At 69.7% G+C, this 14,334-nt stretch carries 12 protein-coding genes and 1 tRNA gene; 3 read left to right on the forward strand and 10 right to left on the reverse strand.

From position 1 onward, the window contains the following. Window positions 1–40: 40 nt before the first annotated feature. Entirely contained in the window at window positions 41–847 is an 807-nt protein-coding gene (locus AVW09_RS01290; protein ID WP_063256296.1) for an SDR family NAD(P)-dependent oxidoreductase, read from the forward strand. 38 nt (window positions 848–885) lie between these two features. Here the strand turns inward: AVW09_RS01290 and AVW09_RS01295 are convergent, their stop codons facing one another. From AVW09_RS01295 to AVW09_RS01315, 5 genes are all read right to left on the reverse strand, one after another. After that, window positions 886–1,116, reverse strand: coding sequence for a hypothetical protein (locus AVW09_RS01295; RefSeq protein ID WP_156495919.1), 231 nt, complete (start codon window positions 1,114–1,116; stop codon window positions 886–888). Between the two features lie 122 nt (window positions 1,117–1,238). Continuing rightward, window positions 1,239–1,315, reverse strand: a tRNA-Pro gene (locus tag AVW09_RS01300). A 100-nt stretch (window positions 1,316–1,415) separates the two neighbouring features. Continuing rightward, window positions 1,416–2,933, reverse strand: a complete 1,518-nt coding sequence (locus AVW09_RS01305; RefSeq protein WP_156495920.1) for a hypothetical protein — start codon at window positions 2,931–2,933, stop codon at window positions 1,416–1,418. A gap of 114 nt (window positions 2,934–3,047) precedes the next feature. Beyond that, on the reverse strand, window positions 3,048–3,971 hold the full coding sequence (locus tag AVW09_RS01310; protein ID WP_063256299.1) for a metallophosphoesterase: 924 nt from the start codon (window positions 3,969–3,971) through the stop codon (window positions 3,048–3,050). After that, the gene (locus AVW09_RS01315; RefSeq protein ID WP_063256300.1) at window positions 3,968–6,682 is read right to left on the reverse strand and encodes a transglycosylase domain-containing protein; all 2,715 of its coding nucleotides are present in this window, start codon (window positions 6,680–6,682) and stop codon (window positions 3,968–3,970) included. Before AVW09_RS01315 ends, AVW09_RS01310 begins: the two co-directional genes overlap by 4 nt. A 109-nt stretch (window positions 6,683–6,791) precedes the next feature. On the opposite strand from AVW09_RS01315, the gene AVW09_RS01320 reads away from it, so the two are divergent. Continuing rightward, entirely contained in the window at window positions 6,792–7,010 is a 219-nt protein-coding gene (locus tag AVW09_RS01320; protein ID WP_026095616.1) for a hypothetical protein, read from the forward strand. Then, the gene (locus AVW09_RS01325) at window positions 7,007–7,474 is read left to right on the forward strand and encodes a RidA family protein (protein WP_063256301.1); all 468 of its coding nucleotides are present in this window, start codon (window positions 7,007–7,009) and stop codon (window positions 7,472–7,474) included. The genes AVW09_RS01320 and AVW09_RS01325 overlap by 4 nt, the downstream gene beginning before the upstream one ends. A 26-nt stretch (window positions 7,475–7,500) precedes the next feature. Here the strand turns inward: AVW09_RS01325 and AVW09_RS01330 are convergent, their stop codons facing one another. The 5 genes from AVW09_RS01330 to acs all read right to left on the reverse strand — a co-directional run bounded on the left by AVW09_RS01330 (window position 7,501) and on the right by acs (window position 13,913). Beyond that, on the reverse strand, window positions 7,501–8,673 hold the full coding sequence (locus AVW09_RS01330) for a bifunctional 2-methylcitrate synthase/citrate synthase (RefSeq protein ID WP_063256302.1): 1,173 nt from the start codon (window positions 8,671–8,673) through the stop codon (window positions 7,501–7,503). Between the two features lie 34 nt (window positions 8,674–8,707). After that, a complete protein-coding gene (prpB, locus tag AVW09_RS01335) occupies window positions 8,708–9,607 on the reverse strand; it encodes a methylisocitrate lyase (RefSeq protein WP_063256303.1) in 900 nt (299 codons plus the stop codon). Next, window positions 9,607–11,133 (reverse strand): MmgE/PrpD family protein, encoded by a 1,527-nt coding sequence (locus AVW09_RS01340; RefSeq protein ID WP_063256304.1) that lies wholly within the window; start codon window positions 11,131–11,133, stop codon window positions 9,607–9,609. The genes prpB and AVW09_RS01340 overlap by 1 nt, the downstream gene beginning before the upstream one ends. Further along, window positions 11,130–11,792 (reverse strand): GntR family transcriptional regulator, encoded by a 663-nt coding sequence (locus AVW09_RS01345; protein WP_063256305.1) that lies wholly within the window; start codon window positions 11,790–11,792, stop codon window positions 11,130–11,132. The genes AVW09_RS01340 and AVW09_RS01345 overlap by 4 nt, the downstream gene beginning before the upstream one ends. A 153-nt stretch (window positions 11,793–11,945) precedes the next feature. Beyond that, entirely contained in the window at window positions 11,946–13,913 is a 1,968-nt protein-coding gene (acs, locus tag AVW09_RS01350) for an acetate--CoA ligase (protein WP_063256306.1), read from the reverse strand. Window positions 13,914–14,334: the final 421 nt, after the last annotated feature.

A 14,334-nucleotide genomic window follows, 5' to 3' on the forward strand; every position in this document is an offset into this window, starting at 1 on the left:
CGGGCATAGCGTGTCGGCATCCACGAACGAAGGACACCCCATGCCACGTCTCGATTTCCCCGCCCACACCGTGCTCGTCACCGGCGCATCGTCCGGGATCGGCGCCGCATTCGTCGAGGCCCTCGCGGCGCGCGGGGCGAACCTCGTCCTGGTCGCGCGCCGTGGTGACCGGCTCGAGGATCTGGCGCGATCGGTCCGCGCGCGGCACGGCGTCGAGGCGACGCCGATCGTGGCGGACCTCGCGTCGCCGATGGCGGCCGCGGATCTGCGCGATCAGGTCCGCCGCGCAGGCGTGCGGGTCACCGGCGTGATCAACAACGCGGGCTTCGGAACGTTCGGGAAGTTCGTCGACGACGATCCCGGGCGGCTCGCGCAGGAGATCGCGGTCGACGTCTCCGCGCCCGTGGAGATCAGCCGCGCGTTCCTCCCCGACCTCCTGGCCGGCGGACCGGGATTCCTGATCAACGTCGCGAGCATGGCCGCGTATGCTCCGACACCGCGCATGGCGGTGTACGGCGCGGCGAAGGCCTTCGTCCTGAGCTTCACCGAGGCGTTGTGGGCCGAGACGAGGAAGACCGATGTCGTGGTGTTCGCCGTGTCTCCCGGTGCGACGCAGACGGAGTTCAACAGCGTCGTCGGCACGGAGGATGCCACGTCGGGCGCGACCATGCGGTCGGCGGACGACGTCGTGCGCACCGCCCTCGGTCACCTGTCGCGGCGGAATCCGGGACCGAGCGTCATCGACGGCGAGGGTAACCGGTGGTCGGCTGCACTGCTGGGGCTGCTGCCCCGGCGCGTCGTCGCTGCTCTGATGGAGCGCGTCACGGATCCCGCGCGACGGGCCTAAGCCTCCCGTTCGAGATCCCCGGCGGTATGACGTCCCACTCAGGCGCGGTCGCCGAGTGCTGCGTGAAGGCGACTCGTGAGGTGGGACATCGCCTCTTCCATCGCCGCGGTGGAGTCGTCTTCCGCCAGGCCGAATCGCTTCAGGTCGCGAGCAAGCCGTTCGTCGATCTTGTCCAGCGTCCCGTCGCCGCTGCGGCCCGTGGCGAGGTAAGCCGTCAGGTTCGCCGCGATACCGATCAGGACCTTGAGGTCGTTCTCGTCGATCTCCACGTTCACGACCCACTCCCTTCGTCGTAGACGGAAATGATGCGACTAGGGTCGGTGCGGGTCAACCCGCACGGAGGAGAAAAGGAGGAGAGCCCCCCGCGGATCAGCGGGAGGCTCTCTTGGATTGGTCGGGGTGACAGGATTTGAACCTGCGGCCTCGTCGTCCCGAACGACGCGCGCTACCAAGCTGCGCCACACCCCGTGGCCAACCCTGTAAGTCTACCCCGTTCGCGGGCGTGGTTCGAACCGGGCCGTCGGGCGGGCGCGTCGCGAGCGGAGGCGCTCGCCCGACAGGGATCGGCTCAGGCTGGGGCGGTGGGGAAACGGCGGCGGCGTGCTGTCAGGATCACCCCGACCCCGATGGCCACCGTCACGGCCGCGAGGACTCCCGCGGGCGCCAGGCCGGCAGCGGAGACCCCGGTCGTCGCGAGAGCCGTCGGCGGTTCTGCGGCGGGTGGCGCCGCCACGGGGGCGGCGGGGGTCGGGGTCGACGCCGGAGTCTCCGAGGGCGGAGGCGGCACGAGTTGCCGGGTCTGCGAGGGGGTGGCGAACCGTTCCGCCCAGACGTATCGAAGAGGCAGGTGCAGGACGGTTTCCGGACTCTGGTCCACGCGTTCGATCCGCCACACCGCGGTGTAGACGCCGGGCCCCGGAAGCGGGTCGGGCGTGGCGACGGTGTACGTACCCGGACCCACCGCCGGATCGGTGGTCACCTCGAGCCGGGCGACCGGCGTCAGCCCGTCCGGGACGACGGGCGCTTCGACCGGAAACTCGCCCGTGCGATACACGTCGGCTCGGGCGCGCAGGCGCACGAAGCTCCCGTCGGCCGCGCGCGGCCAGACGTTCTCGCCGGAGGACAGCGTGACGGCGTCGAGGAAGCGACCGTCCTCGATGCGCGCCTCCGTGTGGATGCGCGGCGAGAACACGATCGGACGCGCGACGGCATCCTCCGCCGTCAGTTCGAATCGCTGGGGCTCGGCGGGGCCCGCCGACTCCTGCTGACCCGGTGTGGTGAACAGGCGCACGGCCGCCGCCCGAACCGTGAACGCGCCGCGGGCGCGCACGGTGTAGGGGCGCCCGTCTGTGTCGCGCGGGGGCGACGCGAGGATGGGGTAAGCCCGACCCGGTGTGACGTCGGCCCGGTCCGCCGTGCCGGTGTCGGCGAACACCGCACCATCCAGGTGCAGTCCGCCGGTGGCATCCGGATCGACGTCGGCCGCGACGGATCCGCGGGTGGGGTCGTCCGGGTTCGTCGTGAGGACGAGTGTTCCGCCGAGGCGCGGCACGCGGATCGCGGAGGCCTCCGCGAGATAGCGTTCCGCGCGCTCCTGCACGGCCGCGCTGTTCTCGGGACTCGCGCGGCGCATGATGTAGTCGATCGCCTCGCGCAGCGAATCTCCCTCATATCCCCACGAGTGCAGCGTCGTGTCGCGGTCCGCGGTCGCCTTCACGGCCCATCCGACGCCGGCCGCCTGCACCGGGTCGTCGGTCTGCCCGTAGGTGCTGACGAGGTAGTTGATCGAGACGAGCTGCTGCGGCGTCAGGCCCCTGGCATCCGCCTGGACGCCCTGGTCGGTCGTCGGACCGGTGGCGACGGGCAGCCCCGGATGGATGCAGTACGTCTCGACGTCGCCGACGCGCATGGAACCGTGCCAGCCGGTGGAGGAGAGCGGTGCCCAGGTGCCGAATCCGGTGCCGCGGTCGGCGGCCTCGGCCGGGGTCGCGACGGCCGTCGTTCCGGCGAGAAGTGCCGCGGAGGAGACGAGGAGGGCGAGGACGACCCGCGAAGCGCGTCGTCGGTGCGGGGGAGGGTGATGCATCGAGTGTCCCTTCGGTCGAGGAGACTCGATCATGCGATGTCGTGATGCCCGCAGAACGGGCGAAAGGGTCGATCCGTGGATGGATCGACCCTTTCGCAAGCGGGGGAGGAGGGGTCAGACGGGCAGCAGCGTGAGCAGCGTCGCCTCGGGGCGGCACGCGAACCGCACCGGCGCGTAGATCGAATGCCCGAGGCCGGCGCTGACGTTCAGCGGTACCGTGCGCCCGCCGTGCGTCCACTCGCTGAGGCCGCGCGCCTGGTCCAGCGGAAGGTCGCAGTTCGACACCAGGGCCTTGCGGCTGAAGGGGACTCGCACCTGTCCGCCGTGGGTGTGCCCCGCGAGCAGGACGTCGGCGCCCAGGTCGATGAACCGGTCGAGCGTGCGCCGGTACGGCGCGTGCATCACGCCCAGCGTCACGTCGGCATCCGGCAGCGTCGACAGCACCGGGGGGATGAGCTCGGGCTTGTCCCAGTTTCGGTGGGCGTCGTCGACGCCGAACCCGGTGATCCGCAGGCCCTTCACCTCGACGGATGCCGCGGTGTCGTCGAGCAGGTTCCACCCCAGGTCGTCGGTGAAGAAGCTGTCGAGCGAACCGACGTCGAGGTGCGTGTACGCGGGCAGGTTGCCGGACGGCCCGGTGAAGTAGCGCAGCGGGTTGCGCGGCGTCGGACCCTGATAGTCGTTCGAGCCATGGACGACGAACCCGGGAATCCCGCGCAGGGGCGCGAAAGCCTCACGGATGCCGCGAAGTCCGTCCCGGTGACCGAGATTGTCGCCCGTGTTGATGACGAGGTCGGGCGAGAGCTCGGCGAGCCGAGCCATCCACTCCTGCTTCCGACGCTGCCAGGGCGCCATGTGGGCGTCCGAGACGTGCAGGACGCGGATCGCGTCGGCACCTTTCGGAAGCACGCGGAGAGCGTGGTAGCGGACGGTGAAGAGATAGCGCTCGATCCCCACGCCCCACACCGCGGCCCCGACAGCGGCCGCCCCCGCGACCCCGAGGGGTGCGAGGGCGGCCTTCACGAGCGGACCGGTCACTGGCACTTCTTCTTCACGACCTCGAGCACGATGGGGGTGCTCTTGTTGGCCGAGGTGCCGCCGGCGGGGTTCGTGGCATTGACGCGACCGTCGTCGGGCGCCCCGCCGTCCTCCTTGCAACTGACCGACAGGTTGTTGTACCCGGACGACTTCAGAGCGGCCTGGGCGGCGTTGAGGTTCTGGCCTGTCACGTCGGGAACCGTTCCGCCCTGACCGTTGCCCGGGCTGATCGTGATGTTCGCACCGGCGGGAGCCGAGCCGCTGGGGTTCTGCGCGGCGACGCGGTCACCGCCGAAGTCCGCGTCAACGGGGTCGCCCACGGTCACACTGAAGCCGGCGTTCTGCAGGGTGTTCCGCGCGTCGTCGATGCTGCGCCCCACGACGTTCGGCACGTCCTTGGTCACCGTGCGCAGCAGGTTCTGAGCGGGATCGGGGAAGCGGTCGCCGCCGTAGAACTCGTCCGCGGCGCTCTGGACGTCGCGGGCCAGCGTGTAGCGCATATCGCTCAGCTGCAGGCCCTTCGCGTACTTCCCGAAGAGGTTCTTGTCACCGTCCCAGTTGCCCACCCAGACAGCGGTCGTCACGTTCGTCGACGACTCGATCATCCAGGTCTGGTAACCCTCGTGGGTACCGGTCTTGCCCATGACCGGGGTGCCGTCTCGGGGGTTGGCCGACTGGCCCGTGCCGCCGCCGGCCATGACGCTCTGCAGCGCGTAGGCCGCTGTGGCCGCGATCTCCGGCGTGAGCACCGTCTCGCACGTGCGCGCCGGGATGGGCCGATCGGCACCGTCGGGGTCGGTCACCTTGTCGATGAGCTTGGGCTGGCAGTGCGAGCCGCCGTTTGCGACCGTGGCGAAGGCCCCCGCCATGGCCAGGGGCGAAACGTTGTCGCTACCGATGACCTCGTTGGCGTTCTGCATCGTGATCTCTTTGCCGTCACCGGTGGTGCCGACACCCATCTTCTTGGCCACCTTCGCGATGTCGCAGAGGTCGAGCTGGGCGGCCATGGCGAGGTAGCCCGTGTTCAGCGAGTCACGCGTGAACATCAGCGGGGTGCCGTTGTAGCCCGTGCTGTCGCCGAAGTTGTTGATCGTGTACCGGTCCGTGTTCACCCAGTTCCCCCAGCACGAGTTGGTCATGTTCGGGACGGGCTTGAGGCGCCCGTTCAACTGAGCGTTGAGAGAGTTGCCCTTCTCGAGCCAGTCGACGAGGGTGAAGATCTTGAACGTCGATCCCGCGTTGAAGCCGATGGACCCGCCGTTGTCCTTGTCGCCCGCGAAGACGATCGAGTTGTACGACGGATCGTTCTCCGCCTGCGTCGGGTCCTGCGTGAACTTGGTGTTCTGCGCGATCGCCAGCACGCGCCCGGTCTTGGTTTCGAGGCTCAGTGCCGTGGCACCGAACTTCATGCCATCCATGCTCTCCGGGGTGTTGTCGTTCATCGTCGCCTGGGCGGCATCCTGAAGGCGCCAGTCGAGGGTCGTCTGAATCGTCAGACCGTCCTGCCGGAGCGCGCTCACACGCTCGTCGTCGGTGGCGCCGAACGCGGGGTCGCTCAGGATCTGCCCGACGACCAACTGGCAGAAGTACGGCGCCTTGGAGGCGCCACAGCCCTGTTCGGTCGGCGTGATCTGCGGGGTGATCGGTTCGATCGCGTACTGCACGTACTCTGCGTGCGTGATCTTCCCGTCCGCCTCCATGCGGCTGAGGACGTACAGCTGGCGACCCTTGGTCTCGCTGTAGCCGTCCGCGGCGTTCACGAGCTGCTCCTGCGTGATCTCGCCGTTGTCGCGCAGCGTGTAGAGCGCCTGGATCGTATTCGGGTCGACGTCGTCGATCGAGCCGTCGGCCTTCTTGTTGTACGCGGTTCCGTCGTCGTAGACGATGGACCCGCCTTCGCGATCGATGCGGAAGCGGTTGGGGTTCTGCACCATGCCGGCGAGGATCGCCGCCTGGCCGATGTTCAGCTGCGCGGCCGGGACGTTGAAGTAGTACCGGGCGGCGGCATCGATGCCGTACGTGACGCCGCCGAAGTTGGCGATGTTGAGGTAGCCGAGGAGGATCTGGTCCTTGGTGTACTGCTTCTCGAGCTGCACCGCGTAGCGCATCTCCTGCAGCTTGCGCTGGTACCCGGCGGTACCCTGCGCCTCGATCGCTTCCTGCGCGCACGCCTGCAGCGCCTCATCACGGGTCATCGCGGGCTTGGCGGGCGTGGTGTCGGTGGCCTCCACGGCGTCGGTCGCCTTGGCGTCGCGCTCGCAGCGCTGGACGAGCACGTTCTTGACGTACTGCTGGCTGATCGAGGAGCCGCCCTGGGTCTCGCCGCCGGCGGCGTTGCTCAAGAGCGCGCGCGTGGTTCCGATGAGGTCGACGCCGCCGTGCTGGTAGTACCGCGGGTCTTCCGACGAGAGGATCGCGTCGTACATCACCGGGTTGATCTGGTCGAACGTCACCGGCGAGCGGTTTTGATCGTAGAACTTCGCGAGCACCTGGTCGCCGGCCGTGATCGTCGTGGGCAGCATGAGCTGGTCGGGCTGCAGGTAGCTCGGCATGTTGTCGAAGATCGTGATCGCGCTCGACGCGGCCAAGCCCGAAACGGCGATCGCCGGGGTCACTGCCGCGGTCACGAGGACGCCGGCGGCCGCGCTCAGGCCGACGAGACCGACGATGCCGCCGAGGGCGCCGCTGGCCGTACGTTTGTTCTCAGGCATAGGCTTGATGCTAAGCGACGTTGCTGGGCGATGCCTCGAAGGCGTGCGCTCGCACGCGTCCGCGTCCACCCTCTCGCTCGACCGCCGAGCCGACCCGCCGGGAGCCCCGATGACCACGTGGGAATACCTCACCACGCCGCTGCTGATCCATAACACCGCCGCGATCCTCAACAACTGGGGCAAGCAGGGGTGGGAGCTCGTCCAGGTCGTGACCGGCCCCGAAGGTGGCCTGGTGGCGTACTTCAAGCGTCCCGTCGGCGGGGGAGAGGCCAACGCCGGCCTCGGTGCCGCCGCGACCGCCGCGCGCCAGTTCGAGGGTCAGCAGTGAGCGTCGCGGAGCGTCTTGCCGCGCTCGGTGTCGAGGTTCCGGGTGTCGTCCCCCCGGTCGCCGCGTACATCCCCGCGAAGCGCCACGGCGACCTCGTCTACACGTCCGGTCAGCTCCCGATGGTGAAGGGTGCGCTTCCCGCGACCGGCAAGGTCGGCGAGGGAGAAGGTCTGGTGTCCCCGGCGGATGCCAAGACCTACGCCCGTCAGAGCGCCCTCAACGCCCTCGCGGCCGCCGCGTCGCTCGTCGGCGGCGTCGACAACATCACCGGTGTCCTCAAGATCACCGGGTTCGTGGCATCCGTCCCCGAATTCACCGGCCAGCCCGGCGTGATCAACGGCGCGAGCGAGTTCCTCGGCGAGGTCTTCGGCGAGGCCGGGGCGCACGCGCGCTCCGCCGTCGGCGTGCCCGTGCTGCCGCTCGACAGTCCTGTCGAGGTCGAGGTCGTCTTCACCGTCGCCTGACGGTCCGCCGCGCGGGCGGGGCGCTCCTACGCCTCCGCCGCGCGTTCGGCGACCTCCCGCTCGGCCTCGGTGGCCACGTATCCCTCGATGTGTCGCTCGTCCACTCCGGCGTAGGCCGACAGCGGACGGATCAGGGCATTGGATGCCGCCTGCTCGATGACGTGCGCCGTCCACCCCGTGATGCGGGCGGAGACGAACAGCGGCGTGAAGGTCGGGGTGTCGAAGCCGATGAGGTGGTACGCCGGACCCGACGGGTAATCGAGGTTCGGGTAGATGCCCTTGCGTCCGACGAACTCGGCCTCGAGCGCGTCGTACAGCGAGGCGAGGTCATGGGCGTCGTAGTGCTCGACGAGGGTGTCGAGCGCCGCCTTCATCGTCGGGACGCGCGAGTCGCCCTTCTTGTAGACGCGGTGGCCGAAGCCCATGATCTTGCGCTTCTCGGCGAGGGCGGTGTCGAGCCAGGGCCCGACGTTCTCGGCGGAACCGATCTCGTCGAAGATGTGCATGACGGCTTCGTTCGCGCCGCCGTGCAGCGCGCCCTTGAGCGCGCCGATCGCCCCGACGACGGCGGAGTACAGGTCGGCGGTGGTGGAGGTGATCACGCGAGCGGTGAAGGTCGAGGCGTTGAACGAGTGCTCGGCGTACAGCACCATCGACACCGCGAACGCGCGCGCGACGACCTCGTCGGCCTCCTCGCCGAACGTCATCCACAGGAAGTTCCTCGAGTAGTCGAGGTCGGCGCGCGGCTCGACGATCGCCTCACCGCGCCGGCGCCGCTGGTCGTACGCCACGATCGCGGGGATCTTCGCGAACAGCAGTTTCGCCTTCGCGAGATCGGAGGCCGCCGAGTTGTCGGCCACCTCGGCCGCCGGAGCGAGCGCCCCGACCACCGACACGGCGGTCCGCACGACGTCCATGGGGTGGGCGTCGAGGGGGAGGAGGTCGATGGTCGTCCGGACGGCGTCGTCGAGCGCGCGGTGGGACCGCTCGAACGCCTCGAACTCGCGCAGCTCCTTGGTGGTCGGCAGCTCTCCGTTCCACAGCAGCAGGGCCACGGCCTCGAAGGACTGCGTCGCAGCCAGCTCCTGCACCGGGTATCCCCGGTAGAGGAGGCTGTTGGTCTCGGGGTTGACCTTGCTGACGGCGGTGTAGTCCACCGTCACCCCGGCCAGGCCCTTCTTGATCTCGACGTCGGTCATCGTCTCTCCTTTGAGTCTCGGGCGGGGGCGGGCGTCAGCGTTCGACGGTGAAGTCGAACACGTTCGCGTCGAACCGTGTGTAGTTCTCGTAATCGATGAGGTCGTACAGGTCGGCGCGGTGCTGCATCTCACCCAGCTGGTCGCGGAGGTGACCCGCGGATGCCAGCGCGTCCAGGCCCCGATCGGCGGCGCCCATCGCGAGGCGCAGGAGCGACACGGGCCAGATGACCATGTTCACGCCCACGTCCCGCAGCTGGTCGGTGGAGAAGAGGTCGGACTTGCCGAACTCGGTCATGTTCGCCAGGATCGGCACGCCGAGGGCCTCCCGCATGGCGGCGAACTCGCCGAGGTCGCGCATCGCCTCCGGGAACACCACGTCCGCGCCGGCGTCGACCAGAGCCTTCGCGCGGTCGATTGCGGCATCCAGTCCCTCCACGGCCCGCACGTCGGTCCGCGCGATCACGAGGAAGTCCGGATCGCGCCGGGCGTCCACGGCTGCGCGGATGCGCTTGATCGCGGTGCCGGCATCCACGACGCTCTTGCCGTCGAGGTGACCGCAGCGCTTCGGGTTGACCTGGTCCTCGATGTGGGCGCCGGCGAGCCCCGCGTCTTCGAGCGTCTGGATCGTGCGGGCGACGTTCATGGGTTCGCCGAATCCCGTGTCGGCATCGATGATCGCGGGAAGCTCCGTCATGCGCGCGATCTGCTGCCCGCGGCCGGCGACTTCGGTGAGGGTCGTGAGGCCGATGTCGGGGAGCCCCAGGTCGGCCGAGATGACGGCGCCCGAGATGTAGATGCCCTCGAAGCCCTTGCGTTCGATGAGGCGTGCCGAGAGCGGGTTGAAGGCGCCCGGGAAGCGGACGAGTTCGCCGGATGCCAGCTTCTCGCGCAGTGCGCGGCGCTTCTGCGCCGGGGTGGTCTGGGCGTACAGCATCAGAACAGGCCCTTCGGGGCGGGGGCGAGGGCCAGGACGCCCGGCTTCGCGACGATCGAAAGCTGCTGCACCTCGGCCGGGGTGAGTTCGGGCAGCCGCTCGGCGAGGTTGAGGAAGCGCTCGATCTCCTCGGGCGTCAGCACGGGCTCGGCGAGCAGCCGGAACTTGCGCACGTAGTCTTCGCGGGCGAACGGGCGGGCGCCGAGCGGGTGCGCGTCGGCGACGGCGATCTCGTCCTCGACTACGGAGCCGTCCGTCAGGGTGATCACCACGCGGCCGCCGAAGGCCTTCTCGTTCGGATCCTCGGAGTGGTAGCGGCGCGTCCACTCGGCATCCTCGGCCGTGGTGATTCGGTGCCACAGCGCGACGGTGTCCGCGCGGCCGGCCCGCTCGGGCGTGTACGAGTCGACGTGGTGCCATGCGCCGTCCTGCAGCGCCACCGCGAAGATGTAGGGAATCGAGTGGTCGAGCGTCTCGCGCGACGCGGTCGGGTCGTATTTCTGCGGGTCGCCCGAGCCCGAGCCGATCACGTAGTGCGTGTGGTGGCTGGTGTGCAGGACGATGGATGCCACGTTCTCCGGGTCGCGCAGTTCGGGGCGCTCCGTGCCGAGGCGGCGGGCGAGGTCGATCCACGCCTGCGCCTGGTATTCGGCCGAGTGCTCCTTCGTGTACGAGTCGAGGATCGCGCGCTTGGACTCGCCCTCCGCGGGGAGCGGCACGTCGTAGGTGGCATCCGGGCCGCCCAGCAGCCAGGCGATGACCCCGTCCTCGCCTTCGTAGATGGGGGAGGGGCTGGTCTCGCCGCGCATCGCGCGGTCGACGGCTTCGACCGCCATCTTCCCGGCGAAGGCGGGGGCGTGCGCCTTCCACGTCGAGATCTCGCCCTTGCGAGACTGCCGCGTGGCGGTAGAGGTGTGGAGGGCCTGACCGATCGCCTGGTAGATGGTCTCCTGGTCGAGGTCGAGCAGGGTGCCGATGCCCGCGGCCGCGGAGGGGCCGAGGTGCGCGACGTGGTCGATCTTGTGCTTGTGCAGCGAGATCGCGCGGACGAGGTCGATCTGCACCTCGTAGGCCGTCGCGAGCGCGCGCACCACGGCGGCGCCGTCGCGTCCGGTGTGCTGGGCGACCGCGACCACCGGCGGGATGTTGTCGCCCGGGTGCGAGTACTCCGCGGCGAGGAAGGTGTCGTGGTAGTCGAGTTCGCGGACCGCGACGCCGTTGGCCCAGGCGGCCCACTCGGGGCTGGACCGACGCTCGAGCGCACAGCCGAAGACGGTGGCGCCGACGCCGCCGATCGAGACCGCGTGGTCGAGCGCCTGCTGGCGTGCCGCGCTCACGGGCCGACGGGTGAGCGAGGCGGCGGCGACCGCGGCGTTGTCGATGACGCGGTTGATGATCATGTCGACGACGTCCGCGTCGACCGCGACCGGGTCGACGGCGATGCGCGCCAGGGCCCACGCGAGCTGCCCCTCGCGCGCGAGGTTCTCGTCGCTGCGGTGGACGCGGAGGTGGTGGGTGATCGTCATGCGAGGGCCTTTCGGTGGGGCGAGGGCGCGGCGTCGTCGAGGGACTCGAGGATGCTCGTCAGGGCGTTGTGCAGGTGCACGTGGGTGGCGTGCGCGGCGAGGTCGGCGTCGCCCGCGGCGATCGCGGCGGCGATGAGCCGGTGCTCCGCAACCGACGCGGAGAGCCGCTCGGGCTGGTCGCGGGCGAGGCGGCGCACGCGCACGAGGTGGGTGCGGACCGTGCGGAGAGCCGCGGTGAGGTAGTCGTTCGCGGCGGCAGTGTCGAGTGCCGCGTCGAAATCGGCGATGAGGCGGTAGTAGTCGTCGCGGGCCTCCTCGCGGTCGAGGTGTACGTCGTCGAACGCCGCGGCCAGCGCGGCGAAGTCGGCCGCGCGGGGGGACGCGGCGGCCAGGCGCACGGCGGTCTCCTCGAGCGCGCGCCGGACGACGAAGAGCGCGCGGATGTCCTCGCCGTCGATCGCGGTGACGACGGTGACGCGCGGGGATGCCTGGGCGACAAGCCCGTCGGCGGTGAGACGCGCGAGCGCCGCGCGGAGGGGCGTCCGGCTCACGCCGAGGCGGGCGGACTGCTCGACCTCGCCGAGGACGGTACCTGGCGCGAGCACGCCGGTCTGGATGTCATCGAGGAGGGCGGAGTACGCGCGGTCGCTGGCCCGCATGGCATCCCTCCCTCGCCGTTGATTCTCTCAGTGTATACACAAAGGGTGCCTGAGCGCTCTCACGGTCGCGCGGTTGCGCACAACGTATACACATGCGTGAAACGACGAAGGTCCCGGATGCCGTGCGTACGGCATCCGGGACCTTCGCGTGCCTCACTTCACCTGGGCGCTGATCACGCTCATCACGGCGGTGTCGGCGAGGGTGGTGGTGTCGCCGACCTCGCGGCCCTCGGCAACGTCGCGGAGGAGGCGCCGCATGATCTTGCCGGATCGGGTCTTGGGCAACTCGCCCACGATGTAGACGTCGCGGGGGCGCGCGATCGGGCCGATCTGCTCGCCGACCCACTTGCGGAGGACGTCGCCGAGTCCGTCGACGCCGTTCTTCTTCATGTACCGGCTCTTGATGATGACGAAGGCGACGACGGCCTGGCCGGTGGTCTCGTCGGACGCGCCGACGACCGCGGCCTCGGCGACGCCCTCGTGTCCGACGAGGGCCGACTCGATCTCGGCGGTCGACAGGCGGTGGCCCGAGACGTTCATGACGTCGTCGACGCGGCCGAGCAGCCACACGTCGCCGTCGTCGTCGAGGCGGGCGCCGTCGCCGGCGAAGTAGTAGCCCTTGTCGGCGAACTTCGCCCAGTACGTCTCGACGAAGCGGTCGGGGTCGCCCCAGATTCCGCGCAGCATCGACGGCCACGGCTCGGTGATGACGAGCAGTCCGCCGTTGCCGTGCCCGACGGGCTCGCCGGCGTCGTCGACGACGTCGATGGAGATGCCGGGGAGCGGCACCTGCGCCGAGCCGGGCTTCGTCTCGGTGACGCCGGGGAGCGCCGAGATCATGATCGCGCCGGTTTCGGTCTGCCACCACGTGTCGACGATCGGCGCGCGGTCGGCGCCGATGATGTCGCGGTACCAGATCCACGCCTCGGGGTTGATGGGTTCGCCGACCGATCCGAGGAGCCGCAGCGACGAAAGGTCGAAGCTCTGCGGCACGTCGCGGCCGATTTTCATGAACGACCGGATTGCGGTGGGCGCGGTGTAGAAGACCGTGACGCCGTGGTTCTGGATGAGTTCCCACCATCGTCCCGGGTGCGGGGTGTCGGGGGTGCCCTCGTAGAGGAGCTGCGTCGCGCCGTTGGCGAGCGGGCCGTACGTGACGTAGGTGTGGCCGGTGATCCAGCCGATGTCGGCGGTGCACCAGTAGACGTCCGTCTCGGGGTGCACGTCGTGCACGACCCGGTTCGTGAACGCCGCCTGCGTCAGGTACCCGCCCGAGGTGTGCAGGATGCCCTTCGGCTTCCCGGTCGTGCCCGACGTGTAGAGGATGAACAGCGGGTTCTCGGCGGGGAACGCCTCGGCCTCGTGCTCGGCCGAGGCCTGAGGCACGACGTCGTGCCACCAGATGTCGCGGTCGTCGATCCACTCGACGTCGTTCTCACCGCGCTTGACCACGAGGACGTGTTCGACGGTCTCCTGGATGCCGGACCCGTTGCGATCGGCGAGGGCCTGGTCGACCGCGGGCTTGAGGGGGGAAACCTTTCCCTTGCGCCAACCGCCGTCGGCGGTGATGACGAGCTTGGCTCCGGCGTCGTCGATGCGGGAGCGGAGGCTGTCGGCCGAGAAGCCGCCGAAGACGACCGAGTGGACGGCGCCGATGCGGGCCACGGCGAGCATGGATGCGATCGCCTCGGGGATCATCGGGAGGTAGATCGCGACGCGGTCGCCGCGCTCGATGCCCAGGTCGATCAGCACGTTCGACAGGCGCTTCACCTCGTCGGTCAGCTCGGCGTAGGTGACGTTGCGCCGGTCGCCGGGTTCGCCCTCCCACCGGAGCGCGATGCGGTCGCCGTTACCGGCCTCGACGTGCCGGTCGAGGCAGTTGTACGCGACGTTCAGCTCGCCGTCGGCGAACCACTCGGCGAAGGGCGGATTCGACCAGTCGAGAACCTTCGTGAACGGGGTGTGCCAGTGGAGCTCGCGCGCCTGGTCCGCCCAGAAACCCTCGCGGTCGGCGGCGGCGCGCTCGTACAGACTCGCGTCGGCGACGGCGTTCGCGGCGAACTCCGCCGACGGGGCGAAACGGCGGGTTTCGTTGAGGAGATGATCGATCTGGCTGCTCATCTGGCGCTCCTTCGCGGTCGAGGCACGGCGCGTCCTCGCGCCAGGGTCACGCTATCCCTCCGCTCCGAACGGCGGTTACCTCCGATAGTTGGGATCCGCTCTGGGCGAAACGCCTGATATATCGCTCGATCATCTAGCGATTCGGGTTGGCGTGGCGCGCTCGTGTGCGTACTCTTGTATCTGCCCGAACATCGCTTCCGGCAAGCGCGTCGGGGGGAGCCCCCCAATTTTTCCCCGGCGCGTGGCGGCATCCCTCGCCCCCCATTGACGGGATGCCGCCCTCTCTTTTTTTCCGGGCGGTTCCGCGCCCGACTCTCCCCGAGGAACACCTGCCCTCCCCAGGCGGCGAATCGGTGGAATCATCCACGGATCGTGGCATCGGCGCCGCGGCGGCCGGGCGGACCTCCGTACCGTCATCGGC

This window comes from Microbacterium sp. T32 (genome assembly GCF_001619615.1).
Taxonomy (GTDB): domain Bacteria; phylum Actinomycetota; class Actinomycetes; order Actinomycetales; family Microbacteriaceae; genus Microbacterium.